Source organism: Streptomyces sp. NPDC058092 (genome assembly GCF_042884935.1).
In the GTDB taxonomy this organism is placed as follows: domain Bacteria; phylum Actinomycetota; class Actinomycetes; order Streptomycetales; family Streptomycetaceae; genus Streptomyces.
The window spans coordinates 80,575-105,189 of sequence record NZ_JBHVSY010000013.1 but is presented as its reverse complement, the minus strand read 5'-3'; the positions used below and the strand labels follow the sequence as shown (position 1 = coordinate 105,189).

The following is a 24,615-nucleotide window of genomic DNA, read 5'->3' as shown; positions in this document are numbered from 1 at the left end:
CGTGCCGTCACTCACGTCTCCCACGATGCTCAGCGGACCCCGCCCGTGACCGGGTCCACGACCTTGTTCACCAGGAGTTCGAGAAGCCTCCGGTCGTCGCCCGCGGTGCCGCGCTCGGCGGGTGTGTCCGGGTTGACGTCGAGCAGCACATGGGTGGCGCCCAGCTCGCCGAGTTCCGCCAGATCGGCCCGGATCCGGTCGATCGTGCCGTGTCCGGCGGGGCGTTCACTGCCGAGGAGGGCGTCGGTGACGCGGATCTGCAGCCGCGGCACGAGCGCGGGAACGGGGCGGTGAACGCGTTCGGCCTCCTCGGTGATCAACGGCAGCCCGGCCCGGATCGCGTCGAGCGGCAGCCGGTACGGGTGCCAGCCCTCGCCGAGCCGGGCGGCGCGCCGCTGGGCGGCGGCCGAATTGCCACCGACCCAGACGGGCAGGCAGGGAGCGGATGCCGGCGCGGGCGCGGTCCGTACGCCTTCGTACGAGACGTAATCGCCCCGGAACGTCGAGGGGTCCTCGGCCCAGGCGGCCCGGATCGCGGCCAGGTATTCATCGGTGATGCGCCCCCGCTCGGCGAAGGGCACGCCCAGCGCGTCGTACTCGGCCCCGGACCAGCCGATCCCCGCACCGAGGATGAACCCGTCGGCGTTCAGGTTGTCGATATTGGCGGCGAGCCGGGCCGTCTGCAGCGGGTGACGGTACGGGATCACGGTGACGGTCGTGCCGAGCGCCAGACCGGGTACCCGCCCGGCGATGTACGCGGCGAGCACGAACTGGTCGTAGAACGGGGCCGGATACGTCTCGTGCACATCGGGGGTGACCGCGATGTGGTCGGAGATCATCGCGAAGGAGTACCCCAATTCACGTGCGTCCACAGCCTGTTGGAGAAGGCTTTCCGGGGTGGTGCCGACACCGAAATTGAGTATGTTTACGCCGAATTTCACAACCAGAGCCTAAGCGAGTCTTCTTGACGGCAGGTCACCGGGCGGGCCTGGAAGATCCCGGTGACCTGCCGCGATTCAGCCGGCTGTCCGACGCAGGACCAGACTGACGAAGCCCCAGGATTCGCGGTAGACACGCAGCCATTCGGTGCGCCGGACCGCGGCCGTCTCCAGCACCTGCGGGCTGTCCGGGTGGTCGGGGTGATCCAGGGCCCAGGAGGCGAGCGAGCCCCAGTTGGACCACTCGTAGTCGTCCAGTTCGCGGCGCGTGCTGACGTGACCGTGGACCGGAGTCCACCCGTCGGCGGCGACGTGGTCCAGGGTGGTCGCGAGGTCGGTGAAGTCGCCGAGCATCTCGACGGCCTCCTGCGACGGCTCACGTTCCCAGAAGCCCTCACCGATCAGGACGCGTCCGCCCGGAGCCAGGTGGGTGCGCGCCGCCGCGAGTGCGGGCAGCAGTCCGCCGAAGGCATGCGCGGCCCCGACGCTGAGCACCAGGTCGAACGAGTGCGCGGAACGGAACTGCGCGGCGTCCTGGTGGTGCAGTGCGAGGCGTTCCTGCACGCCGAGACGGCTCGCGGCCTCCTGGGCCTGCCGAAGGGCGTCCTCGGAGGTGTCGACCCCTTCGGCGAGCAGCCGCGGGTGCGCGGTCAGGGCACGCAGCAGCCATTCTCCGCCGCCGCAGCCCAGGTCGAGCACCCGCTCGTCCCCACGCGGGGCGCCACGCGCCAGGAGTTGTCGCACCGATTCGTCGTCGAGCGGGGACTTGATCGGGTGTTCGGCATGGGCAAGCCTGGACATCTGTTCACGGTTCACCGGCGCAGCCTGACAGCACCGAAGGCCGTACGCACGTCGTTTTTCCGGTGCCGGCCGGCCGCTCCCGCTCCCGGTACGGGTACGGGCGCGGGAGCGATCCTCCCCCGACTCCTGAGTCGCCGTCAGCGCTTGAGGCCGTCCATCAGGTCGCGCATGTCGCTGATCATCGCGGACTGGTACGGGGAGAGATCGGGGAGGTCCGGTCCGTCACCCATCGGGGCTCCGCCGAGGTCGTCCTCGTACTGCAGGGAGGAGGAGAGAGTCAGCGAGAGGACCGCGCCGCCCTCCAGCACGCGCAGTTCCGCGATGCCGTTGTCCAAGGTCAGCAGATACGCCTTGTCGCCGAGGTCCGCGACCGACTCCACCTTCACGCCGGGATCGGCGCCGAAATCGGTCACCCCGCGCTTCGCCTCGAACTCGTCAGCGGGGTCGGTCTTCTTGTGCAGTTCCACCATGACGCCGACGGAGTAGCCGATGGACCAGCGCTTCAGAGAACGCTCCTGCCCGGCGGAGGAACGAAGAGGAATGAAACACCTGACCTGATCCAGCGCCGGGTCGTTCAGAATCCCTGATTCCACCTTGCCCGTTGATTCCCCCTCGCCCGTGGGCTCTCTCGGTGCGATCGCCGTACCGATCGCCTTCAGTGGCAGCACCGGGCAGGGGGCTTCGTCCAACCGGTATCCGTGCATGTCCGGCGCGTCCGGTCGTCGGTCACCCCATGGGAACAGGAGCAGCACCGCCGCCCACACGGCCGAAGTCACCACGACTCCGCCCAGCGCCCACCGCCACGGCCTGCGTGGCCGCGGCTCCCCCACGGGCCCCTGACCGAAGTCCATGTGGCCCCGACCGAAGTCCATGTGCCCCTGGCCGAAGGCTCCCAGCACCTCGTCGGCCCCGACTCCGCCCGGCTCGCCCGCCATTTCCGGCTCAGAAATCATTACGCCCCCCTGGTCGCGCTTTCCCTCCGCTCCCCTCATGATCGCAGCACCGCCCTGTCCGCCGGGTGCCGTCGGGTACGCCGGGCGAATCCGAGCCGTTCCACCGGATCGTCAGGCGTTGCTGGTCGCCACCGCCGTCGACCGCACGTTCCGGACCTCCAACTGCTCCGTCAGCCGCTGCTCGGGCCGGACATCGTCCACGCCGCCTCGCTGGGCGAACCCGACGACGAGACCTCGGTCAATCCGCTGTTCTCCGGCCACGAGCAGGGCCGCATCGAGATCTACCGGACGGTCTGATCCGCACGCCCGGAGCCAAGTCAGCTCGCACGGTGCGGACTCGGTGGAGTACGTGCTGGTGATGTCCGGCCGGGCGACGCTGGTGGTGAACGACGTCCCGCACCTTCTGGAGGTGGGGGAGCACGGCCCGGTTCTCAGGACTCAGCAGTCACTTCTACACCACTGAGGACTCCCCCTCGGTCACGCACACCATCGTCGGCTCCCCGCGCGACCGACCCGTCCGGGCAGCGGGCTCGAGCCGGGTCACCATCGATTTCGACTCAACTACCGCTGGATATACGATGGTCGGTCCTCATTGCGCCGTCGGCTGTGGCAGTCTGGAGACGACCGCCCCACCGGGCTCCCCCGTACCGGTGGGGCGGTTCCGCTGCCCGGCGCGCCCGGGCAGCGTACGAACATGACGGCCGATCACGACGATTCCCGGCCATTACTGCCGTGTGACCTGATCAACTTCCCCTTTTCCGCATGGGAGCCTCCCCCCGGGGCAGACGCATGTACCTCATGGCCTACGACCAGGGGGGCGTGACGAGATGACGGCGCACACTGCGCGGACCGCCGGTGCGGAGCGGGCGGAGAGCGCACGGCCGACGCCGACTGACGTGCCGACAGGAACCGGAAGGCACAGGGCGGTTGCCGCGGAGCCGACGGAGGTCACGGGGTTCGCGGAGGCTGCAGCGGACAGCGGCGAACTGCCGTGGATCGAGGACGCGGGGAGAGTTGCGCCCTCCGACGCGCGGGAGCTGTCCAGGCTGTTCTTCGAACGTCTGCGGGTTCTGGAGGAGGGGACCCCCGCCCACCAGTACGCGCGGAACACCCTCATCGAGATGAACCTCTCCCTCGTCCGGTTCGCCGCCGGGCGGTACCGGAACCGGGGCGGCGGCGACATGGAGGACATCGTCCAGGTCGGCACCATCGGGCTGATCAAGGCCATCGACCGGTTCGATCTCTCCCGCGAGGTCGAGTTCACCTCGTTCGCGGTCCCGTACATCACCGGTGAGATCAAACGATTCTTCCGCGACACCAGCTGGGCGGTGCACGTCCCGCGCCGGCTTCAGGAGTTGCGGGTCGACATCGCCAGGACCAAGGAGTGCCTCACCACGGAACTCGACCGCGAGCCCACCGTCCCGGAACTCGCCGAGCAGCTGGGACTGAGCGAGGGAGAGGTCACCGAGGGCATCGTGGCGGCCAACGGATACACGGCGGGTTCGCTGGACATGCCGGCCGATCCGGCCGACGCGAGTCAGCGCAATGCGGCGGGCCGCACCTTCGCCGACGTCCTGGGCGGTCCGGATCCCGCCATGGAGACGGTTGAGAACCTGCATACACTGGCGCCCCTGCTGGGTGGTCTGGACGAGCGTGAGCGCCACATCGTCGACATGCGTTTCGGCCAGGAGATGACACAGTCCCGGATCGGCGCGGAGCTCGGCATCTCGCAGATGCATGTGTCCCGGCTGATCAGCAGGATTCTGCACAAGCTCCGCAGCGGAATGTTCGTCGAGGAGTGATCCCGGCGGTCTCGTGGCCACCTGTTCGACGCCGTGGTCCGGCACGAGGCGCGGGTGGTCCGACGGCCTCGTGGGACCCTGCGGTGCCGGAACGGATCGCTCCGGCACCCGGGCCGGCCGACGGGCTCAGTCCCTGTCCTGCTCCGGGGCGCGGCCCGCGTAGTAGGTGGCGATCATGTCCTCGCCGCCATGCCCTGCCGCCTCGGCGCGCGCGAATCGGTCGGCCGACGCGGCGACCAGGTCCAGCCGCACCCCCGACTTCTCCGCCGCGTCCAGGATGAGGCGGGTGTCCTTGAGCGCCGTGGACAGCGCGAAGCTGGGGGTGAGGTCGCCGGAGAGAACGGCGGCGGACTTGCCCTGGAGGTACGGGGAGTCCAGCGGGCCGCCCTTCATGACGTCGAGGAACGTCTGCGGGTCGATCTCCAGGCCCTCGGCGAGGTTGAGGCATTCCGCGATGTTGTTGACCAGGTTGATCACCCAGGTGTTGACCACGAGTTTCAGCCGCGACGCCGCTCCGGGGACCTCGGCGACCCAGACCGTGCGCTGCCCGATCGCTTCCAGCACGGGGTCCACCGTCGCCCGGACGGTGGAAGGGCCGGAGACGAAGACCGTCAACGCGCCCTGTTCCGCAGGCTGTTTGGTGCCGGCGACCGGCGCGTCGAGATAGACCAGCCCCAGGTCCGCGGCGCGCCGGGCGAGATCGGCGGTGGCCTCGAACCCGACGGTCGAGCTCTGGAGCAGAACCTGGTCGGTGTGGAGCCCCGGCGACGCGGCGGCGAGCGCGGCGGCGACGGAGGCGCCGTCGTTGAGCATGGTGAGGATGACGTCGGCGCCGCGCACTGCTTCGTCCGCCGTCTCCGTGACCGTGGCGCCGTCGGCGGCGAGCGGGGCCGCCTTGGCCTGGGTCCGGTTCCAGGCCCGGACGTCGAGTCCGGCCCGCAGCAGGCTCCGGGCCATGCCGGATCCCATGATCCCGGTTCCGAGGACGGCGACGGTCGGCCGCTGCGGGGTGGCGTCGGCAGCGCTTGAGGACATGAGGGACTCCCTTGGTCGGCCGCGCCCCGGTCGGCTCGCGGGGCGGTGGGTTCTCAGGATTGCCGCAGCGCACCGTCGAGTACGGCAGCGTGCACGGCCCTGGCGAGTCGCGCTCCCCAGCGCGAGCGCGGCCCCGCGAAGGGTTCGCCGGGGTCGGCTCCCGGGGAGGGGGCGGCGACGCAGACGGCGTCGGTGGGGGTGCCCGAGCAGTCGAGACCCGCGTCGAGGAGTGCCTGGACCTTGGCCTCGGTGGCCGTGGCGACGGCGTTGACGAGTGCGGCGTCGGAGAGCGGCACAGGGAGCGTGACGACGATGTTGACCGTGCCGGGCCGAGGCGGGCCGCCGGTGCCTTCGGCGGGGGTCGCCGCCCAGCCGCGTACGCCGAGTCCGCAGGTGGCGGTGGCCGTGACGCCCTCGTCGTCGGCGACCGTGTACGCGGTGACGTCGGCGGCCGTCATCAGCCCGGCGCCGGGGCCGGTGAGGTGTTCCGCGGCGGCGATCCGGGCGAGGTGGCGGTCGGGGTCCATACGCGGATAGCCGCCGGGCACCTGAGCGTTGAGGATCCAGTCGCGCGGGCCGATGCCGCCGCCGAGCACGGCACTGCTGCACACCCGCCATCCGCGCCCCAGCCGCCACACCAGATGATGCAGGTCCTCACCGTCCTCGCGCCGGGTCAGCAGTTCGCCGCGCTGTTGGGGCAGCCGGATGCGTACGGAACTGATGGGGCACCCCCGGTGGCACGGCAGGACGACGGTCGGCACTTGGCCGGTCGATCATATGCGCCGGGGCGGGGCGCCCCCGAGCGGCGCCCCGCCCCGGTACGGACGGTCAGGCTTCGTCCCGGGCCATGGCGATCAGCCGGTCCAGCACCGCGGCGTCGGCCCGTACCCCGTCGTGCGCATAGGAGTCGGTCACCCAGGTCCGCAGACCGCGGACGGCATCGGCGGTGACGAGGGCCTGCTCGCGGTCGACGTACATGTCGTCGTGGTAGACGGCGGCCACGACGGGGACCTCGTTGGCGGCGAGCCGGTCGAGGTCGTAGAGGGCCGGCCAGTCGGTGCGGGCGGCCAGCGCCTCGGCGGCGCCGCGCAGCGGGACGAGCGCGGGGTCCTCCTCGAACTGCCAGGGATAGACCATCTCGCCGGTGAATCGCAGCGGAGTCGCGGCCGTGGCGTCGAAGGCGGGGAACTCCTGCCGGACGCGGTGGGCGGACCAGTCGGTGGGGCGGGGCCCCTGGGCGTAGATCGGCTCGTGGAGCGCGGCGTACAGGGGGCGTTCGGCGAAGGAGACGGCGGCGTCGACCCCGCGCAGGAAGGTGTCGGTGAGCTCCGGGCCGTGGGCGCCTTCGGTGAAGGCGGTCTCCAGGAGGTAGTGGAGCGAGTCGAATTTCGCCGAGGTGCCGAAGGTGATGCCGAGGGTCTGGAAGCGGCGGACGGTCAGCCGCTCGCCGGTCGGCATGCGGACGTCGTGCGCGTCGAGGTGCGCGGCGACGGCATCGGCGAGCCGCTGGTCGCCGGGGTAGCGGGCGAAGTAGCGCTCGTTGTGGGCGAGGGTACGGGCGTAGGCGGCCCGGTACACGTCGTCGGCGTGGCCGGTGAGGGTCGGCAGACCGCCGGTGATGTAGGCCTGTGCGAGCCCTTCGGGGGCGAGGCTGAGATACGTCAGGGTGGAGAAGCCGCCGAAGCTCTGCCCGAGGACGCTCCACGGCCGTTGGCCCTGGAGGTGTCGGCGCAGCAGTTCGGCGTCACGGACGATCGAGTCGGCACGGAAGTGAGCGAGATACCCGGCGGCGGCTTCGCCGTCGGTGCCGAACCGGGCGAGGGTGACCCGGTCGGCAGGGGTGGAGCGGCCGGTTCCGCGCTGGTCGAGCAGGACGACGCGGTAGTCGGTGAGGGCGCGGCGCAGCCAGGCTCCCGCCGCGTTGGGACGCTCGGCACGGCCGCCGGGGCCGCCCTGGAGCCAGAGCAGCCTGGGCAGTTCCTCGTGTGCGCGGCCGGCGGCGACCACCTCGCGGGCGAACAGGCCGATGGTGGGGCCGTCGGGGGTGTCGTGGTCGAGCGGCACGTCGAGGGTGTGGTCCGTGCAGACCAGGCCGCCGTGGCGGTAGGAGACGGGGGCGGCGGTGGACATGGGCGCTCCTTTCACTTCGTGGGACGCGCGTCGCGGAACAGTTCGCGGGACGCGCGTCGCAGAACGGTTTCACGGGTGGCGGGCGGACCCGCACCGGGGTGGTGCGGGCCCGCCCATGCGGGCTCAGTAGCCGGCGACGCCGAGGTCGCGGCAGATCTCGACCAGCTCCGGGTGCACGTAACGCCCGTTCTCCTCGATGGCGACGCCGTCCAGGTGGATGGAGGGGCCCAGCACGCTGCCGTCGGTGTGGGCGGCGGCCACCCACGGTTCGCCGCCGATCCAGGCGCCCTTGGTGCCGATGCCGAGCTCGACGCAGCCGAAGACCCGCTCGTCCTCGACGATGCGGCCGGTCGGGGCGAGGACGCCCGGGTTGAAGCCGAGCGACCAGTGCGCGATCCGGAACATGTTCGGGTCGTCGAAGGACTCCATCCAGCGGCGGAAGGTGTCCGCGTCGGCGCCGCCCTCGATCCTGGTCACGACACCCTTCTCGACGGTGCAGCGGACCGGGGAGCGCAGCAGTCCGATCTCGTCCGGCGGCCACAGGGCCCCGTCGAAGACGAGGACGCCGTCCTGGGTCTCTTCGAGGGGGTTCCAGGAGATCTGACCGGAGAGCATCACGGTCTCGCCGGGCTTCTCGGCGGGCTTGCCGCGCAGGTTGATCGGCCGGTCGCCGTTGCGGCCGACGAGGTCGGTGCCGTTGGCGGAGGTGATACGGACCTCGTCGGCGGCCTCCAGGAGTGCGACGAGGGCCTTGCCGAGGCGGATGACGCCCTGGAAGTCGGGGCGGCCGACGGTGGCGACCAGCATCTGGACGTCCATCGCGGTGAGGTTGGTGTAGCGGCAGCCGTTCGCCATGGCGGCGCGGAAGGCGTCGGAGTGCATCAGGTACGAGACGGCGAACTCGATCCACACGTCGGCGTCGGCGATGGCTCCGGCCACGGGCCGGGGCGGTTCCATGGAGGCGCCGGGCAGCGTCTCGTACCAGACGACGACGGGGTGTGCGCCGGCGGCGGCGACGGCCTGCGCGGTGGCCTCGATCACCCGGCGGTCGCTACTGGTGTCGCCGGTGAGGACGACGTGCTCGCCGCGCTTGACGAGCATGACCTCTTCGACGAGCTTGCGGGCGGCCAGGGCGAGTTCGAAGCTGAGGTACTCGGGACGCGGTTCGAGCCTGCTGTACATGTCCATGGAGGGTTCTCCTTGCCGTGCGGGTGGTGCTGAGTGATGCGGTGGTACGGGGAGTGGTTCAGGGGCCGTCAGGTCTTGAGGATCTGGGCGGAGTCGCCGAGCGAACTGCCCGCGATCAGTCCGGCGCCGACCAGGTTGAGCTCCTCATCGGCGGCGGGGCCGCGCAGCTTGCGGTAGCCGACCCGGACGACGAGGGCGCCCAGGACGAGCCAGCAGGCCTGCGGGGTGAGGATGAGCAGACCGGTCGCGAGCATGACGCCCATCTGTCTGCGGGTGCCGCCGAGCAGTTGGATGGCGGCGCCGGGGACGGCCCAGAGCAGCATGGTGCGTACCGCGTCCGGGTCGCTGAGCCCGCTCTTGATGGTGTCGGCGTACACCTTGGCGACGGGCGGGATGAGGCCCTGTCCGAAGTAGGAGCGCCAGGCGACGGCGACGACGACGAGGGCGACGGCGAAGCCGATGAGGGCGGCGAGGAACTGCTGGCGGCGGCCTTCGCGCTCGAACGGGTCCCAGGGACGGTGGTCCCTGCGCAGCAGCCAGCCGGCCTTGAGGTCGTAGCCCATGTCGGCGAAGGCGGGACCGGTGGCGGATACGTATCCCACCAGGAGGGCGAGCGGCACGGACGGGATTCCGATGGCCAGGCCGAGGATGAGGAAGATCAGGGTGACGGCGAAGGACGGGAACCAGCCGGACTGCATGGCGGCGAGGCCGACGATCAGTTCGTGGACCAGGGCGGCGAAGGCGGCGAACAGCACCCAGCCGACGATGCCGAGCGGGCTCATGTCGCCGGCCAGCCCGCCGAGCACGGCGAGGATCGCGGCGCCGGCCGTGAACAGGGCGTAGCCGCGGATCAGGGAGAGCCGCAGTGCTCGCTCGTCGACGGTGTACACGGTGCTCGGGTCCGCCGGGACGGCCGCGACCCGCGTATCCTCGACGACCGCCTGCCGTTTGCGTTCGCGACGCCCGACCAGCAGATGCACGGCCTGGCCGAGCGCCACGATTCCGGCGCCGACCATGACACCGTGCGGAACGTATCCGGCGCCCAGGTCGGTGTGGAAGAGGTCGGGGCTGTACTGGCGCAGCAGCAGGCCGATGCCGAACATCATCAGGGCCCAGACGTTTCCGAGGAAGGCGACCCCGGCTGCGGAGAGCGGCAGGCTGAAGAGGGTTCCGGCCAGGCCTACGGCCGTACCTCCGGCGAGGATGAGGGCCCGGCGTCCTCCCCGGTCGCCGGCCTTGATGGTCTCGGCGGCGGCCGTGCCGGGCGGCCAGGCCGCGTCGGCGGGCAGCAGCCGGGAGCCGAAGGCGCGGTAGAGCACCCAGGCGTCCACGACCAGGCCGATGAAGGCTCCCGCGAGCATAGGCCAGACCAGGTCCTTGCGCCCGAAGACGTACGGCACGGCCACGGAGGTCAGCAGCGCGTTCGCGGAGGCGAAGGTGGCGGCGGAGATGGCGCTCTGGGCGAGGTTCTGCCGGTGCACGGAGCGCATCCGGCGCAAAAAGCCCAGCGGGATGCGGCCGATCAGCATGGCGACGAGTGCGCCGACCACGGAGGTGTTGGCGGAGATGCCCAGTTTGGAGACCAGGTCGATACCGATGACGGCACCGACCGCGGCCAGCACCACCAGGATGACCAGCAGCACGGGCTCCAGGGTGCGCGGATGCGAGCGGGTGTCGTCGGTATCGGGGCCCGGCGGCGGGGCAGGGTCCGGGGCGGAGACATGGTGCGCCATGGGGCACCCCCTTCGGTGAGCAGGACTGGGTAGGTCGTCGGCGGATGTGCGCGGGCATGGCCCGGCACACCGGCGACGCGGGTACCGCGCTCGCAGCGGTGGGAGGTTCTGCGGTGGGCCGGTTCAGCCGCCGAGGGCGGCGGTGATCTCCGCCGCTCCGGCGCGGACCAGCGTCACAAGGGTGTCGGCGGCCCGGTCCACGCGGTGGGACGGGCCGATGACGGTCAGGGAGGCGGGGACGCCGTCGCCCTGGAAGACGGGGGCCGAGACCGCGGTCACGGCCTCGTCGTACTCGCCGTGGCTGATGCTGTAACCATCGGCGCGGACCTGTGCGTAGCAGGCGAGCAGGGCGTCCAGGTCGGTGATGGTGCGGTCGTTGAAGCGGGTCAGCCCGGTGGGGCCGAACATCTGCCGGATCTCGCGTTCGGGGTGGTACGCGAAGATGGCGTGTCCGGACGCTCCGGCGTGGCCGGGCATGACCGCGCCGATGATCGCCGTGTAGCGGACGGGGCCGGTTCCGTCGACGGCGGCTTCGCAGCGGTAGCTGCCGCCGTGCGGGACGTTGAGGACGATGCTCTCGCCGGTCTCGCGGAGCAGCCGGGCGAGCACCGGCCGGGCGAGCGAGGAGAGCATCCCGCTGTGTTCGCCGACCCTGGCCAGCCGGGACAGGGCGGGTCCGGGGCGGTAACGGCGGGTGCGGTCGTCGCAGACCAGGAAGGCGCGCGCGGTCAGCGTGGTGAGCAGTCGCTGGACGACGGCCTTGTCCCAGCCGTGGTGACGGGCCAGTTCGCTGACACCCCACTCGGGCCGTTGCTCGGTGAAGGTGAGCAGGACGAGCAGGGCCCGGTCCACGGTCTGCAGGACGCCAGGGACCCGGTTTCCGGCTTCGGCCGGGGTGCCGGTTTCCTTGCCGTGCTCCGTCATGGGGACGGCCCTCCTTCGTCCATGTCATCCGCCTACCGGTGCGGAAATCGCAACGCCGTTGCGTTTTCTGGCGAAAGAATGCGGGTGCCCCAAGCGGGTGTCAAGGGTTTGCCGCGAATTCGCCTCCGCGGCGCGAATGTGCTGCTCACAGGCGGTGGCGGGACAGGTCGCACCGGTGGCGTCGGCGCGTGGGCGTGCCGCCCGCAGGCATGCGTTCTTCGCACGGTCAGGAGCTCACGCATGAGGCGCACACCTTTCACGCTTCACCCGATTGGCCTAACGGAAGGGTGGCGTCCGCACCACCGTGACGGGCGGCCACCGCCGAAGCGCCGCGCATGTGACGGCCGGCCTGCGCGGGCGGGGAGGTTGCAGCGTCCATCCGGGTGAGGCGCGATGGGAATCGGACGCGCCTCCCCTGATGGATCCAGCCACAGGACGCGCCCGGGCGAGGAGGGATCGGCCATGGGAGCCGCTGACGGTTTCACGGATTCCGGAGAGCTCGACGGCCTGACGGTGTACGACACCGCGGGCGAGAAGATCGGCAGTGTGGGCCGGGTGTATGTCGACGACAACACCGGCCGCCCGGACTGGATCACGGTGAAAACCGGCCTGTTCGGCATGAAGGAGAGTTTCGTGCCGCTCGCCGGGGCCCGTCGCGTGGGCTCCGACCTGCACATCACGCATCCGAAGGACCGCGTCAAGGAAGCCCCCCGGGTGGACGCGGACGCGCATCTGTCCGTGGCGGAGGAGGAGGAGCTCTACCGCCATTACGGCCTCGCCAGGAACACCACCGCCCGGTTCGGCGGGCAGCCGGGCACCGGAACCACGACGTCCGGGACCGGCACCACGGCCACGGGCGCGGCGCGAGCCGCCGGAACCGGAGCCATGGGCGCGGCCGGCACCTCCGCCTCCGGTACGGACACCTCCCGCACCTCCACGTCGCGCACGACCGGCATGGCCGGCGCCGGAACCGGTACGGGTCCGGGCAGGCACCGCGACACCGGGACGGCCGGCACGGCCCGGCCCCTCGTCGGCGCCGGGGCGGGTGCCGAGCGGTCCGCCGCGGACCTGGGCGGCAAGGAGGAGTTGATCCGCTGCGAGGAGCAACTGCACGTCGGCACCGAGGAGTACGAGAGCGGCAAGGCGCGCCTGCACAAGTACGTCGTCACCGAGAACGTGACCAGGACGGTGCCGGTGGCACACGAAGAGGTACGGGTCATCCGTGAACCGTTGCGGCCCGGCGACAGGGCGACGGGGCCCACGGACATCCGCGAGCAGGACGTCGAGGTCACCCTGCACGCCGAGCGCGCCACCACGCGCAAGGAGACGGTGCCGGTCGAGCGGGTGCGCATGGAGACCAAGAAGGTGACCGAGCAGAAGGAGGTCTCCGCCGAACTCCGCAAGGAACAGATCGACTACGCGGACGACAGGAACATCGAGGGCGGAGACATCGGAGGAAAGGGCATGGGCGGCGAGTACGGCCGAGGGCGCCGCCGCTGACCCCCGCCGCAGAGCGGCGGACAGCCGCACCGAGAGCGCGAGTGAGGGGCGGGCCCGTGTCGTGTCAGGGCCCGCTCTCCCGCCGTCAGAACTCCGGCAGTTCGCGTACGGCACCGCCACCGCAACGCCCGTCAGCGCCCGCCGCCACAGCGCCCGCCGCTACGGCCGCACCGGTCCCTCCGGCCCCACGGGTTCGACCGGCGACTCCGGTCACTCCGGTCACTCCGGTCACTCCGGTCACTCCGGTCACTCTGTGCGCTCCCGCCGCTCCCGCCTCTCCGGTCACTCTGTGCGCTCCCGCCGCTCCGGCAGGAAGCGCACCGAAGGCCGCCCGTCGGGGCCGTCCGGAGCGACCCGCGCCCGCACCCGGTAGACGTCGGCGATGAGTTCCTCGGTGATCACTTCGGTGGGGGTTCCGGCGGCCACCACTCGCCCCTCCTTCATGACGACGATCCGGTCGCAGAACATCGCGGCCAGGTTGAGGTCGTGCAGAGCGATCACACCGGTGAGGGGCAGCGAGGTGATCAGTGACAGCAGTTCCAGCTGGTGCTGGATGTCGAGGTGGTTCGTCGGCTCGTCGAGCAGCAGTTCACGCGGTTGCTGAGCCAGTGCGCGCGCGATCTGGACGCGTTGCCGCTCGCCTCCGGAGAGGGTGTGCCAGGACTGGCCGGCGCGGTCGGCGAGACCGGTCCGCTCCAGGGCCTCGCGCACCGCGTCGTCGTCCGCCCGGCCGGGCGCCGACCAGGCCCTGCGGTGCGGGACGCGCCCGAGGCGCACCACGTCCAGGACACTCAACTCGACCTGGGTGACGGCATGCTGGTCGACCACGGCGACCCGCTGGGCCACGGTCCGGCGGCCGATCGCGTCGAGCCGCCTGCCATCGAGGGTGACCACGCCCGTCGCCGGGGCGAGCACCCCCGCGAGCACCCGCAGCAGGGTGGACTTGCCGGAGCCGTTCGGCCCGATCAGCCCGACGGTCGTGCCGGGCGGCGGGGCGAAGTGGACCCCGTCGAGGATGAGGCGGCCGCCCGCCTCCCGGCTGACCCGGTCGGCACGCAGCCCGTCCGAGGCTCCCCCCGTCATGTGATCCTCCGGGTGCGGTACAGGACCAGGACGAACGCGGGCACGCCGATGAGCGCGGTGACGACACCCACCGGCACCTCCTGCGGGTCGAGGACCGTCCTGGCGAGCGTGTCGACCCAGACCAGGAACACGGCCCCGGCCAGTGCGGTGACCGGCAGCAGCCGCCGGTGCCCGGAGCCGGCGAGTGCCCGCGCGGCGTGCGGCAGTACCAGGCCGACAAAGCCGATGGCGCCCGCCGCGCTGACGAGTGCGGCGGTCAGCAGCGCGGTCGCGCAGAGCAGCACGATCCGGGTGCGGGCGACATGGACGCCGAGCGCGGCGGCGGCGTCCTGGCCGAACGCGAAGGCGTCGAGCGTACGGGCGTGTCCGAGGCAGACCAGCAGCGTCAGGACGAGAACGGCGGAGCAGATCCACACATCGGTCCAGCCGACCCCGCTGAGCGAGCCCAGCAGCCAGAACAGCACCCCGCGGGTCTGCTCGGCGTCGGCGGAGGTCATCACCACGAAGGAGGTGAGCGCGGAGAACAGCTGCATGGCCGCCACACCGGAGAGGACGACCCGGTCGGTCGTGCCGCCCAGGGTGTGGCTCAGCAGCAGAACGAGGGCGAACGAGCACAGTGCGCCGATGAACGCGCCGGTCGAGATCGACACCGCTCCCCCACCGACCCCGAGGACGACGACCACGACCGCGCCGGTCGACGCACCGGAGGAGACGCCGAGGACGAACGGGTCGGCGAGCGGGTTGCGGAGCAGGGACTGCATGACGGTGCCGCACACCGCGAGCCCGGCGCCGCACACCGCCGCGAGCAGGGTGCGCGGCATGCGCAGGCTCCAGATGATGCCGTCCCGGATCGGGGTGAGCCGCGTCCGGCCCCAGCCGAAGTGGGCGGCCACTGTGGACCAGACGTCGGCGACGGAGATGCGGGCGGGGCCGATGGTGACGGCGACCGCGACGGACAGCACGAGCAGCGCGACGCCGCAGGCCCACAGGACCCCGCCGCGCAGCTTCCGTACGCCCGCCCCGCCGCGCAGCTTCCGTACACCGTCCCCGCCGCGCGCGGTCGCTTCGGAGGCCCGCCGCGCATCCGCCGCCGTGGTCCGCTCGGTGTCCGTCACCCCGCGAGCCCGAACGTGCGCAGCCCGGCGGCGACGCGTTCCACGCCCTCGACCGTCCGGATGGACGGGTTCATGGCCTGGCCGCTCAGCAGGACGTACCGCTTGTGCCTGACGGCGTCCATGTTCTTCGTGGCGGGGTTGGACTCCAGGAATTCGATCTTCTTCGCGGCGCTCTCGGCGGTCTGTGCCTTGCGGGTCAGGTCACCGATGACCAGGACGTCGGGGTTGCGGTCGGCGACGGTCTCCCAGCTGATCTGCGGCCATTCCTCGTGCGTGTCGTCGAAGACGTTCTTCGCGCCGAGTTCCCCGGTGATGATGCCGGGTGCTCCGCAACAGCCGGCCAGGTAGGGGGCCTTGGAGTCGGAGAACCAGTAGAGGAGGGTGGTACCGGAGGCGTCGATGGACCCGGTCGCCTTCTTCACCCGGGCCCGCAGCCGCGCCACGAGCGTGTCGCCGCGCTCCTGCACGCCGAACACCCTGGCCAGGTCGCGTACTTCGCCGTAGACGCTGTCCATGGTCAGTGGCTCGGTACGGGCTCCGTCGCCGCCGCCGCTGTTGTCCTTGCCGGTGCAGTCGGCGGGCGAGACATAGGTGGGGACGCCGAGCTCCTCGAACTGTTCGCGGGGGGCGACGCCGCCCTTGGCGAGGGTCGACTCGAACGACGCGCTGACGAAGTCGGGCTCCTGGTCGAGGACCTTCTCCGACGAGGGCCGGTTGTCGGCGATCCTGGGGACCTCGGCATTGGCCTTCTCCAGGCCCTTCATCACCGGGTCGGTCCAGGTCGCGGTGGCGGCCAGCCGGTCGGCGAGGCCGAGGGACAGCAGGATCTCCGTCGACCCCTGGTCGACCGGGACGGCGCGGCGCGGCGCGGATTCGACGGTGACGGTGCGTCCGCAGTTCTTCAGCGTCACGGGATATCCGTCGGCGGAGCCGGACTTCGCGGTGGAGTTGCTCGTTCCGCCGCCGCAGGCGGTCAGCAGGACGAGTCCCGCCGTGAGCAGGGCGATGGTGCGGACGGGGCTGGCTATGGACGGCACGGAGTCCCTCTGCGTCTCTGGGCCCATGCGCGGAGCCCGTTGTACGGAGTTCTGCGCCCGGTACCGGGTCGCAGCCGCCAGCAGGTCTTCGGACTCGGGTTCCTTCGGACGGGACGCCTTCCCAGGACACCCGAAGGTGTTCCCAGTGGCCGTGGCCCCGCCCGTCCCCCTCACCGCTGCGCGTCAGTTCCGGATTCTCACCGGATTCCCTGACTCCTACGTGGAGTTCGACTGGCCCAGGCAAGCTATCACGAGCTTCTGCGCAGCTCATGGTCGGTGTGGCCGGTGGTACGCCGGGATGGGCTCCCCGTCGCACCACCTGCCTGATGCCTACGGACGCTGAAGGGCGATCACGGCATTGTGTCCGCCGAAGCCGAAGGAGTGGCTGATGGCACGCCGGACAGGCAGCCGCAGCGGTTCCTTGGTGACGCAGTTGATGTCGAACTCGGGTGCCGGGGCGTCCAGGTTGGCGATGGGCGGTACGACTCCGCGCTGGAGCGTGAGGACGGTCAGTCCGGCCTCGATCGCTCCGGCCGCCCCCATGCAGTGCCCCAGCACGCCCTTCGGGGCGGTGACGGGCGGCCGGTGCGGGTAGACCCGGCCGATGAGGGCGGCCTCGGTGGCGTCGTTGATCGGCGTCGCCGTGCCGTGCGCGTTGATGTGCTCGACATCCTCGGCCGCCCAGCCCGCGTCGCGCAGCGCGGCCTCGACCGCTGTCTGGGCGACCGCGCCGGACGGGTGCGGGCTGGTGGGATGGTGGGCGTCGGTGGTGGCGCCGGTGCCCGCGAGCAGCGCCCGGGGTCCGGCGCCCCGGGCTGCGGCGTCGGCCGCCCGTTCCAGCACCATGACGGCGGCGCCCTCGCCCATGACCAGCCCGGCACGGTCGGCCGCGAAGGGCCGGCATCGCCTGGCCGGGTCGCCGTGCGCCCGGGCCGCGGCTCCGGACCGGGCGAACCCGGCCATGGCGGCCGGGTAGACGATCGACTCGGTGGCTCCGGCGATCGCGATGTCGCACTGCCCGGTGACCAGGAGATCGCGGGCGACGGACAGGGCGGTGACACCGGACGAACACGCGGTGCACGGTGCCATGCTGGGACCCGTGGCCCGCAACTGGATCGCGATCTCGGCCGCCGGCATGTTCGGGATGGTGAGCAGGATGCCCGACGGCGAGATGGCATCCGGTCCGTGCCGGTCGAGTACGACGGCCTGCTCGGTCAGTGAGGCGGAGCCGCCGCTGCTGGTGCCGACGACCACCGCGACCCTGCTGCCCTCCCACCGCGCCGGGTCGAGCCCGGCGTCGGCGACCGCCTCCCGGGCGGCGAGGACGGCGAACTTGACGTACCTCCCCATCCGGAAAGACGTACGGCCGCCGATCGCGGCGTCCAGATCGATTCCTTCGACGGTGCAGGCGAAATCGATCGCGCACCCTTCGAGTGCCGCGACGGTACGCACCGGCGAGACTCCGGCGCACACACCTTTCCAGGTGGATTCGGTGTCGTTGCCGACCGGAGTGATCATTCCCAGGCCGGTGACGGCGATGGCGGGCTTGTTCATCGGGCGTTGCTCATCGGTGCTGAGCCGCCCACCGGCGTCCCGCGGTCCGTTGTCGCGTCGATGAACCGCGTGATGTCGGCGAGGGTGGCGTCCTTGGGGAGCCTGTCGAAGTCCCCGTCGCCGCCCGCCGTCTCCCTGATGAGGACAGCGAACTCCGCGACGGCGAGGGAGTCCATCTCCAGGCTGTCCATCGTGGAATCAGGGCGGATCTCGGCGGCGGGCACTTTGAAGGTGTGTGTCAGCACCTCGGTGATCTTGGGATGAATCGTACTCATGAGCTTCCTCTCCATCATTCGGTACGGCTGCCGGGGACGGTGGGGGCATCGTCCCGACGCCGGATCAACTGGGTGGCGTGCCTCCAGTTACGCCTTGTGGCGAACCGATTCGGCACCGTCTTTCCGCGGGTGTGCGCACCACCGGGGCAGGACGGCCGCCGTACCCCAGAAGGCGAGCAGCACGACCCGGACGCCGAGGGCCCCGGCCGCCTCCCGTACCCGGCGCCGTGGGCCCGTTCCGGTGCTGGTCACGGCCCTCATCGCGGTCCCTGAGCCGTCGTCCGGCCGCCGTGCTGCTGCTGCTGCTGCTGCTGCCAGGCTGCCGCCGGGTCGTCGTACGCGTCGACGTAATCGGCCCCCGCGATGGGCCAGTCGGCCAGCAGCTCCTGCGGCAGCGCGAAGGAGTCGACGAGGGCGGGCAGTTGGGGCGCGACGGCGGTGACGAGCTGATCCACGGCCTCCGGCAGCCGGTTGACCTGATCGCTTGTCAGATGACCTGCGACCAGCAGGTCACCGCTGTTCCGGGCGATCCAGTCGAGCGCGAACAGCCGTTGCAGTGTGATGAGTTGCTCGCGGGCGGGCCCGTCCGGCAGACCGGCCACCGCGTCCGTGTACGCCTCGGCCGCCTGCCGGTGGGCGTGAGCCTCGACGCCGCGCAGGGCGGGTCCGGCCGTGGCGTTCCACCGCCCCAGCGGATCGCCGTGCGGTGCGCGGCCCATCCGCTCCCTGGCCCGGCCGAACCAGATCTCCTCCAGGGCCGCCAGGAGCCTGCCGAGGAACCGGGGGTCGGCGAGATCACCGGGTGCGCCGCCGGAGGGGGTTCCGCACCCGGCGGGTTCGGTGACGAAGAGCATTTCCGCGGCCGCCTTGGCGTGGATGGCCAGGTTGTCGCCCTCGGCGGTGATGGCGCCTTCCACTCCGGTGAGGAGTTCGCTCATGCCGTTGTTCTCCAGGAGCGCCTGGGCGCCGCACCGTTCACGGCATTCGACGATCACGGACCTGGCCCGCCAGGTGATCCACCCCTTGGCCACGGCGACCAGCCGCTCCGCCTCCTCCGGGCCCGCGCCCGAGCCGTCCTCCCGCCGCTCCCAGCAGTCCAGGGCCCTGCGGTGCAGCAGGCTCATCGCGAAGACGGTGGCCATGGCCACGGCGAGGGGGCCGTGGTGGCTGCGGTGGGCGATCACCGGTACCTGCCGCGAGCCGCGCGGCCCGGAGATGTACCGGTGTCCGCCGTAGCGGACGGCTACGGCGAGTGTCGCGCGCGCGGAGCCGACCGCGCACGCGCTCATCGAGATCTTCCCGGAGGTGACGCGTCCGATCGACATGCGGAGTCGATACCTCCGGTTGCCGACGGTGCTGCTGAACCCGCCGTCGTCGCCGATCCGTCCGTGGTCCCCGCCGAGCAGCGCGTCGCGCCCCACGAAGACCTGGTCGAAGGAGGTCAGGCAGTGGTCCACCGGGCTCCCCATGCGTGCGGGAAGTCTGCGGACCCGTACACCGGGCAGGGCCCGTACGGCATCGGTGAGCGGTACGAGAAATAGGAAGACCCCCTGATCGGTGCCGTCGACGAGCAGCCGGGCGGCCACGAGCCCTGTCTTGGGGCCGCCCGCCGGACTGGTGTTGGGCATGAATTTCTGGGCGCCCGCGTGCGGGGTGTGCAGCACGAAACCGTCACGTGCGCGGTCGTAGGCGGCCACGGTCTCGACGGCCGCCACATCGTTGCCGTGCGCCACCTCCGTACAGAGAAAGGTGCCGATGCTCCGCAGCCGCAGGAAGTCCGACAGGTCCCGCCGGGTGTCGCCCTCGTGGTCGAGGAGGGTGCCGAGAAAGAGGTTGTAGTGGATGCCCGCCACCGTGGCGAGTGCCGGGTCGACCGGCCCGAGCCATTCGTGCAGGGCCGCGAGGGCGCGTGGGTCGGCGGCGACCCGGGCGCCGCTGTCGAGGCAGTCGTTGAGGATGCGCAGCCGCTCGTACGTGAGACTCAGGCGCTCCTCGGGAGTGCGGCGCTCCGGGCGGCGGAACGGTTCCGTGCTGATCAGCCGCTGCCAGAAGCCGTGCTCCCGGCGGTGGTTGTCGCCGAGGAGCACAGCGGTGAGGAGGTCCGTGGACGCTTCGGTGGAGGGGCCGTCGATCGTTGTGGTCATGCGACAAGAACGACTCAGTCGACGGCGAGGACACCGGGGGCGGCCCGCCGCGGACCGTCCGGTTCGACGCGCTGGAAGGCGAGCGCGACGTTGTGCCCGCCGAAGCCGAAGGAGTGGCTGATCGCCCGCTCGACGTACTGCGGGCGGGGCTCCTTGACCACACAGTCGAGGCCGAACCCGTCCGGCAGCGAGTCCAGGTTGGCGATCGGCGGGACGAGACCCTGTTCCAGGGTCAGTACGGTGGCCACCGCCTCGATCGCCCCGCCCGCCGCGAGGGTGTGCCCGAGCACGCCCTTCGGCGCCGTCACCGACGGCCGGTGCGGGAACAGGCCCGAGATGAGTTCCGTCTCCATCGCGTCGTTCAGCGGCGTCGATGTGCCGTGCGCGTTGATGTGATCGATCTCGTGGGCCGCCCAGCCCGCCTCGTGCAGCGCCGCCTCCACGGCCCTGCGCGGCCCGGCTCCGTCCGGAGCCGGGGCCGTGGGGTGGTGGGCGTCGGTGCCGGAGCCCGCACCGGTCAGCAGGGCGCGCGGCCGCCCGCCGCGGGCGTACGCGGCGGGTGTCCGCTCCAGCACGAGCGCGGCGGCACCCTCACCGATCACGAATCCGTCCCGGTCCGCGGCGAACGGCCGCGATGCCCCGGCCGGATCGCCGCTCCGCCGGGAGAGCGCGCCCATGCCCGCGAAGGCGCTCACCACCAGCGGAGTTACCACGGATTCCGCGCCGCCCGCCACCACCACATCGCACCGGCCGTTCATCAGCAGGTCGCGGGCCACGGCGATCGCGGTCGCCCCGGACGCGCACGCCGTGGCCGGTGCCAGGCTCGGGCCGTACGCCCGCAACGCGATGGCCACCTCCCCGGCGGCCGCGTTGGGCATCATCATCGGGACCAGGAGCGGCGACACCGCCTCCGCTCCCTGGTCGTCCAGCCTGCGCACATTGTCGACGAGCACGGACACCCCGCCCACACCGACACCCAGCACCACGCCGACCCGGCCGCCGTCCCACCGCTCCGGCGACAGCCCGGCGTCCGCCACCGCCTGCCGGGCGGCGACCAGCGCCATCTTCACGAACCGTGCCATCCGCCACACCGCGCGTCCGCCGACGGCCTCGTCGAGATCGATCCCGTCCACCGGACAGGCGAAGTCGACGGGCAGCCCCGCCAGTTCGTCGCAGCGCCGGGCCACGGACACGCCGGCGCACAGTCCCGCCCAGAAGGTGTGCTCGTCCGCGCCCGCCGGAGTCACCAGCCCCATTCCCGTCACCGCGACACCCATGTCCGCCCGCCCCATGTTCCGCCCCCTCCGCCGTAATCGATCACGCCTACCGGTTGTCGAACGGCCGTGGCCCCGGCGAGGATGCGCTCACTGAGCCGAACGGGTCAACGATGGGCCGGGTGGACCGGTCCGCGCGGCACGTCCGGTACGCGCGTTCACCCGTCCGCAGCAGCCCACCGCGCTGTGCGGACCGGTGGGGCATCCCCTTGGGTAATGGAAGCGGACGACAACCGGTCGGAATCCCCCGACGCGCGCACGGAACTGGACGCGCTGCGCGCCAGGGTGGCGGCGCTGGAGACCCATGCCCCGGCGCGGCACCGGCTGCGGGCCCGTTCGTTCCTCGCCGTGCTGTTCATCCTCGTCGCGGCCGTCCTCACACCGCTGAGCATCGTGTCCACCTGGGCGAAGAACGAGATCGGCGACACGGACAACTACGTGGCGATGATGGCGCCCCTCGCATCCGATCCCGATGTGCAGGCCGCCGTGACCGACCGCGTCACCGGCGCCGTCATGAAACACCTCGATGTGAAGGCGTTGCTGGCCGATGTCGCCCCCGCGGACCGGCCGGTGGTCGACAAGGCGCTCACGCGCCTGAGCGGCCCCCTCACCACGGGAGTCACGGGCTTCGTCCACGGAACCGTGGAGAAGTTCGTCACGAGCGACGCCTTCGCGACGATCTGGACCGATCTCAACCGGGCCGCCCAGTCCGCGACGCTGAAGGCACTGACCGGCAGCGGCAACGGGGCGGTGAGGCTCACGAACGACACCGTCACCATCGACCTGGCGCCCGTGATCGACCGGGTGAAGCAACGCCTCGTCGACCGGGGGCTGACGATCGCCGCGAAGATCCCCGAGATCCACACCGACTTCACGGTGCTGACCTCCGACGCGGTCGGCAAGGCCAAGAAGGGGTTCCGGGCCCTCCAGATCATCGGCTTCTGGCTGCCGCCGGTCACTCTGGTCCTGGCCGCGGGCGGGGTGCTGCTCGCGGTGCACCGCCGTCGCGCCCTGGTCACGACGGCGCTGGCGGTCGCGGCGGGTGCCGCGGTGCTCGCGATGGCCATGTGGCTGGGCCGCGCGTTCTATCTCGACAGTCTCCCGCCCGAGGTGTCGCAGCCGGCGGCCGGTTCCGTCTTCGACGCCCTGGCCGGCCCGGCACGCACCCTGGTCCGGATGGTGATCACGCTCGGCATCGTGGTGGCCCTCGCCGCGTGGCTCACCGGTGCCGGCCACGCCGCGACCCGCGTCAAGGCCATGTGGAGCGGCGGCATCGGTGCGGTACGGGACGCGGCCGGTGTCGCCGGCGGCCCGGTCGGCAGGTGGGTGCACCGGGCCAGGGCCTGGCTGAACTGGACGGTGGTCGTGGTGGCCGCCGCGGTCCTGGTGGCGTGGGACCGGCCGACGGGCCTGGTCACCGTGTGGATCGCACTGTGCGCGCTGTTCGCTCTCGCCGTCGTCGAATTCCTCGACGACGACAGCAGACCGCGTCCGGCGGCGCCCGGACTCCGGTGACCTCGTCGGTGAGTAACGAACGTGGGGGGACGATGCGGGGCCCGCCCCGGGTGAGCTCGGAGCAGGCCCTGTGGCACCGTCGTGTTCAGTCCCGGGCGAGTGCCGCCTTCAGTTCCGCCGCGTCCGGCGGGTTGGCGCCGGCCCGTGCGACGGTCACGGCGGCACAGGCCGCGGCGTGGCGCAGGACGTCGGTCACGGTGGCCCGGTCCAGCGAGCGCAGCCGTTCACGGCCGTCCGCGCCGAGCAGTCCGTGCGCGGCGAGGGCGTGCAGGGTGCCCGACATGAAGGCGTCGCCCGCCCCCACCGTGTCGACCACGTCGGTGGGCAGCGCGTCGACCGTCACCTGCCCGCCGGGAAGGACGGCGAGGGCCCCGTCGCGTCCCCGGGTGACGAGGACGACGGCCGGGCCGATGGCGAGCCACCGCTCGGCGACCTCCTGCGAATCCCGGTCCGGGTAGAGCCACTCCAGGTCCTCGTCGCTGGCCTTGACCACGTCGCTGAGCGCGACGCAGCGCTCGACCTTGCGGACGGCCGCGTCGTGGTCCCCCATCAGTTCGGGTCGCACATTGGGGTCGTAGCTGACGGTCGCGGACGTCCGCAGCGACTCGACTGCGGCGAGGACGGTGGCCGCACCGGGTGCCATCACCGTCGCGATGGAACCGGTGTGGACATGGTGGGGCGGCCGGTCCGGGGTCACCGGGGCGAACGTCCAGGTGATCTCGAAGGTGTACGCGGCCCGGCCGCCGTCGTCCAGGGTCACGGCGGCGGACGGGGTGGGCGCCGTGGCACCGTCCGTGCGGACCTCGACCCCGGCAGCGGCCAGGTGGTCCCTGATCAGCCGTCCGTTGTCGTCCGGGCCGAGCTGGGTGAGCAGGGTGGTGCCGTGCCCGAGCCTGGCCAGGCCGTACGCCACATTGGCCGGGCTGCCTCCCGGGTGGACCTGATCGGCCGCACCCGGCAGCCGGACGATGTCGGCGACGCATTCGCCGATGACCAGCAGGTCGAGTCTGTCGAGCATGAGGGTGGGGTCTCCTGGAGTGCGGTGACGAGGGTGTCCTGGTCCCGGGCCCGGATCGGCAGTCGCGCGTTGTTCGTGGCCACTTCGGATACCCCCTGCGTCCCGCCGGGGGCGGGCGTGCTCCGGTGACGTGCTTCAGTGGCGCGCGTCAGTTCGATGGTGTGGGCAGGTTACGACGGGCGGACGGTATCAAGGGGTGTGACGGACAAAGTCCCCCGGCCCTGTGGGGAGGGCCGGGGGACTCGGGTCCGTACGCGGGTCGGGTTCAGGTCCGTACGCGGGTCAGGAGGCGTCCTTGCGCCCCTCCTCCCCGTACCGCCGCTCGAACTTGGCGACCTGTCCCTCGGAGTCGACCACGCGGGCCTTCCCGGTGAAGAACGGGTGGCTCTGCGCGGAGATCTCCACGTCGATGACGGGGTAGCTGTTGCCGTCGTCCCAGTCGATCGTCTGCTCGCTCGACGCGGTGGACCGGGTCAGAAAGGCGTAGCCCGCCGAACGGTCGCGGAAGACCACGGGACGGTAGGGCGGGTGCTTGTCCTGCTGCATGCCTGCTCCTGGGGACGTGCGGGGTCGGCTCGGGGCACTCCTGGCCAGCC

At 71.7% G+C, this 24,615-nt stretch carries 21 protein-coding genes, 1 pseudogene and 1 riboswitch; of the genes and pseudogenes, 4 read left to right on the top strand and 18 right to left on the bottom strand.

From position 1 onward, the window contains the following. Positions 1 to 29: 29 nt before the first annotated feature. The 3 genes from ACFVV1_RS22295 to ACFVV1_RS22285 form a co-directional block, all read right to left on the bottom strand. A complete protein-coding gene (locus ACFVV1_RS22295) occupies positions 30 to 941 on the bottom strand; it encodes a TIGR03619 family F420-dependent LLM class oxidoreductase (RefSeq protein ID WP_389991805.1) in 912 nt (303 codons plus the stop codon). Between the two features lie 75 nt (positions 942 to 1,016). Next, on the bottom strand, positions 1,017 to 1,754 hold the full coding sequence (locus tag ACFVV1_RS22290; protein ID WP_389991802.1) for an SAM-dependent methyltransferase: 738 nt from the start codon (positions 1,752 to 1,754) through the stop codon (positions 1,017 to 1,019). Between the two features lie 122 nt (positions 1,755 to 1,876). Then, positions 1,877 to 2,515, bottom strand: coding sequence for a hypothetical protein (locus ACFVV1_RS22285; RefSeq protein WP_389991799.1), 639 nt, complete (start codon positions 2,513 to 2,515; stop codon positions 1,877 to 1,879). A gap of 75 nt (positions 2,516 to 2,590) precedes the next feature. On the opposite strand from ACFVV1_RS22285, the gene ACFVV1_RS22280 reads away from it, so the two are divergent. Then, entirely contained in the window at positions 2,591 to 2,989 is a 399-nt protein-coding gene (locus tag ACFVV1_RS22280; protein WP_389991796.1) for a hypothetical protein, read from the top strand. A 530-nt stretch (positions 2,990 to 3,519) separates the two neighbouring features. After that, on the top strand, positions 3,520 to 4,494 hold the full coding sequence (locus ACFVV1_RS22275; RefSeq protein ID WP_389991793.1) for an RNA polymerase sigma factor SigF: 975 nt from the start codon (positions 3,520 to 3,522) through the stop codon (positions 4,492 to 4,494). A 126-nt stretch (positions 4,495 to 4,620) separates the two neighbouring features. Here ACFVV1_RS22275 and ACFVV1_RS22270 read toward each other — a convergent pair whose 3' ends face one another. The 6 genes from ACFVV1_RS22270 to ACFVV1_RS22245 form a co-directional block, all read right to left on the bottom strand. Further along, positions 4,621 to 5,529, bottom strand: coding sequence for an NAD(P)-dependent oxidoreductase (locus ACFVV1_RS22270; RefSeq protein WP_389991790.1), 909 nt, complete (start codon positions 5,527 to 5,529; stop codon positions 4,621 to 4,623). 53 nt (positions 5,530 to 5,582) lie between these two features. Further along, positions 5,583 to 6,236: an adenosylcobinamide amidohydrolase gene (locus ACFVV1_RS22265; RefSeq protein ID WP_389992113.1), complete on the bottom strand. Its 654-nt coding sequence runs from the start codon at positions 6,234 to 6,236 to the stop codon at positions 5,583 to 5,585. A gap of 121 nt (positions 6,237 to 6,357) precedes the next feature. Next, on the bottom strand, positions 6,358 to 7,659 hold the full coding sequence (locus ACFVV1_RS22260; protein WP_389991787.1) for an alpha/beta fold hydrolase: 1,302 nt from the start codon (positions 7,657 to 7,659) through the stop codon (positions 6,358 to 6,360). Between the two features lie 123 nt (positions 7,660 to 7,782). Beyond that, positions 7,783 to 8,847 carry a hypothetical protein gene (locus ACFVV1_RS22255; RefSeq protein ID WP_389991784.1) on the bottom strand — a complete coding sequence of 355 codons (1,065 nt, stop codon included), beginning with the start codon at positions 8,845 to 8,847 and terminating at the stop codon, positions 7,783 to 7,785. Positions 8,848 to 8,915: 68 nt separating this feature from the next. Beyond that, positions 8,916 to 10,580 (bottom strand): OPT/YSL family transporter, encoded by a 1,665-nt coding sequence (locus ACFVV1_RS22250; RefSeq protein WP_389991781.1) that lies wholly within the window; start codon positions 10,578 to 10,580, stop codon positions 8,916 to 8,918. Between the two features lie 123 nt (positions 10,581 to 10,703). Beyond that, positions 10,704 to 11,504: an IclR family transcriptional regulator gene (locus ACFVV1_RS22245; protein WP_389991778.1), complete on the bottom strand. Its 801-nt coding sequence runs from the start codon at positions 11,502 to 11,504 to the stop codon at positions 10,704 to 10,706. Between the two features lie 462 nt (positions 11,505 to 11,966). Here ACFVV1_RS22245 and ACFVV1_RS22240 point away from each other — a divergent pair, with 462 nt between their 5' ends. Beyond that, the gene (locus ACFVV1_RS22240) at positions 11,967 to 13,004 is read left to right on the top strand and encodes a DUF2382 domain-containing protein (RefSeq protein ID WP_389991775.1); all 1,038 of its coding nucleotides are present in this window, start codon (positions 11,967 to 11,969) and stop codon (positions 13,002 to 13,004) included. Positions 13,005 to 13,286: 282 nt separating this feature from the next. On the opposite strand, the gene ACFVV1_RS22235 is transcribed toward ACFVV1_RS22240, so the two are convergent. The 7 genes and pseudogenes from ACFVV1_RS22235 to ACFVV1_RS22205 form a co-directional block, all read right to left on the bottom strand. Beyond that, complete coding sequence (locus ACFVV1_RS22235; RefSeq protein ID WP_389991772.1) at positions 13,287 to 14,087, bottom strand: ABC transporter ATP-binding protein; 801 nt, start codon at positions 14,085 to 14,087, stop codon at positions 13,287 to 13,289. Then, complete coding sequence (locus ACFVV1_RS22230) at positions 14,084 to 15,118, bottom strand: FecCD family ABC transporter permease (protein ID WP_389992110.1); 1,035 nt, start codon at positions 15,116 to 15,118, stop codon at positions 14,084 to 14,086. Before ACFVV1_RS22230 ends, ACFVV1_RS22235 begins: the two co-directional genes overlap by 4 nt. An 80-nt stretch (positions 15,119 to 15,198) precedes the next feature. Beyond that, on the bottom strand, positions 15,199 to 16,239 hold the full coding sequence (locus ACFVV1_RS22225; RefSeq protein ID WP_389991769.1) for an ABC transporter substrate-binding protein: 1,041 nt from the start codon (positions 16,237 to 16,239) through the stop codon (positions 15,199 to 15,201). 61 nt (positions 16,240 to 16,300) lie between these two features. After that, positions 16,301 to 16,490: riboswitch (cobalamin riboswitch) on the bottom strand. A 79-nt stretch (positions 16,491 to 16,569) separates the two neighbouring features. Continuing rightward, positions 16,570 to 17,793, bottom strand: coding sequence for a beta-ketoacyl-[acyl-carrier-protein] synthase family protein (locus ACFVV1_RS22220; RefSeq protein ID WP_389991766.1), 1,224 nt, complete (start codon positions 17,791 to 17,793; stop codon positions 16,570 to 16,572). Next, a complete protein-coding gene (locus ACFVV1_RS22215) occupies positions 17,790 to 18,068 on the bottom strand; it encodes an acyl carrier protein (protein ID WP_389991763.1) in 279 nt (92 codons plus the stop codon). Before ACFVV1_RS22215 ends, ACFVV1_RS22220 begins: the two co-directional genes overlap by 4 nt. A gap of 87 nt (positions 18,069 to 18,155) precedes the next feature. Beyond that, a pseudogene (locus ACFVV1_RS22210) lies at positions 18,156 to 20,212 on the bottom strand (acyl-CoA dehydrogenase). A gap of 14 nt (positions 20,213 to 20,226) precedes the next feature. Continuing rightward, complete coding sequence (locus ACFVV1_RS22205) at positions 20,227 to 21,504, bottom strand: beta-ketoacyl-[acyl-carrier-protein] synthase family protein (RefSeq protein WP_389991760.1); 1,278 nt, start codon at positions 21,502 to 21,504, stop codon at positions 20,227 to 20,229. A gap of 198 nt (positions 21,505 to 21,702) precedes the next feature. Between ACFVV1_RS22205 and ACFVV1_RS22200 the strand changes: the two genes are divergently transcribed. Then, positions 21,703 to 23,001 (top strand): hypothetical protein, encoded by a 1,299-nt coding sequence (locus ACFVV1_RS22200; protein WP_389991757.1) that lies wholly within the window; start codon positions 21,703 to 21,705, stop codon positions 22,999 to 23,001. Between the two features lie 85 nt (positions 23,002 to 23,086). Here ACFVV1_RS22200 and ACFVV1_RS22195 read toward each other — a convergent pair whose 3' ends face one another. Beyond that, the gene (locus ACFVV1_RS22195) at positions 23,087 to 24,019 is read right to left on the bottom strand and encodes a carbohydrate kinase (RefSeq protein ID WP_389991754.1); all 933 of its coding nucleotides are present in this window, start codon (positions 24,017 to 24,019) and stop codon (positions 23,087 to 23,089) included. A 282-nt stretch (positions 24,020 to 24,301) separates the two neighbouring features. Next, complete coding sequence (locus tag ACFVV1_RS22190; protein WP_389991751.1) at positions 24,302 to 24,565, bottom strand: type B 50S ribosomal protein L31; 264 nt, start codon at positions 24,563 to 24,565, stop codon at positions 24,302 to 24,304. Between the last annotated feature and the right edge of the window lie 50 nt (positions 24,566 to 24,615).

Excerpts from the sequence above, each read along its gene's own strand:
- ACFVV1_RS22250 (WP_389991781.1), bottom strand. The coding sequence starts at position 10,580 with ATGGCGCACCATGTCTCCGCCCCGGACCCTGCCCCGCCGCCGGGCCCC.
- ACFVV1_RS22235 (WP_389991772.1), bottom strand. The coding sequence starts at position 14,087 with ATGACGGGGGGAGCCTCGGACGGGCTGCGTGCCGACCGGGTCAGCCGG.
- ACFVV1_RS22260 (WP_389991787.1), bottom strand. The coding sequence starts at position 7,659 with ATGTCCACCGCCGCCCCCGTCTCCTACCGCCACGGCGGCCTGGTCTGC.
- ACFVV1_RS22200 (WP_389991757.1), top strand. The coding sequence starts at position 21,703 with ATGGAAGCGGACGACAACCGGTCGGAATCCCCCGACGCGCGCACGGAA.
- ACFVV1_RS22245 (WP_389991778.1), bottom strand. The coding sequence starts at position 11,504 with ATGACGGAGCACGGCAAGGAAACCGGCACCCCGGCCGAAGCCGGAAAC.
- ACFVV1_RS22215 (WP_389991763.1), bottom strand. The coding sequence starts at position 18,068 with ATGAGTACGATTCATCCCAAGATCACCGAGGTGCTGACACACACCTTC.
- ACFVV1_RS22240 (WP_389991775.1), top strand. The coding sequence starts at position 11,967 with ATGGGAGCCGCTGACGGTTTCACGGATTCCGGAGAGCTCGACGGCCTG.
- ACFVV1_RS22205 (WP_389991760.1), bottom strand. The coding sequence starts at position 21,504 with ATGGGGCGGGCGGACATGGGTGTCGCGGTGACGGGAATGGGGCTGGTG.
- ACFVV1_RS22190 (WP_389991751.1), bottom strand. The coding sequence starts at position 24,565 with ATGCAGCAGGACAAGCACCCGCCCTACCGTCCCGTGGTCTTCCGCGAC.
- ACFVV1_RS22275 (WP_389991793.1), top strand. The coding sequence starts at position 3,520 with ATGACGGCGCACACTGCGCGGACCGCCGGTGCGGAGCGGGCGGAGAGC.
- ACFVV1_RS22270 (WP_389991790.1), bottom strand. The coding sequence starts at position 5,529 with ATGTCCTCAAGCGCTGCCGACGCCACCCCGCAGCGGCCGACCGTCGCC.
- ACFVV1_RS22255 (WP_389991784.1), bottom strand. The coding sequence starts at position 8,847 with ATGGACATGTACAGCAGGCTCGAACCGCGTCCCGAGTACCTCAGCTTC.
- ACFVV1_RS22195 (WP_389991754.1), bottom strand. The coding sequence starts at position 24,019 with ATGCTCGACAGACTCGACCTGCTGGTCATCGGCGAATGCGTCGCCGAC.
- ACFVV1_RS22220 (WP_389991766.1), bottom strand. The coding sequence starts at position 17,793 with ATGAACAAGCCCGCCATCGCCGTCACCGGCCTGGGAATGATCACTCCG.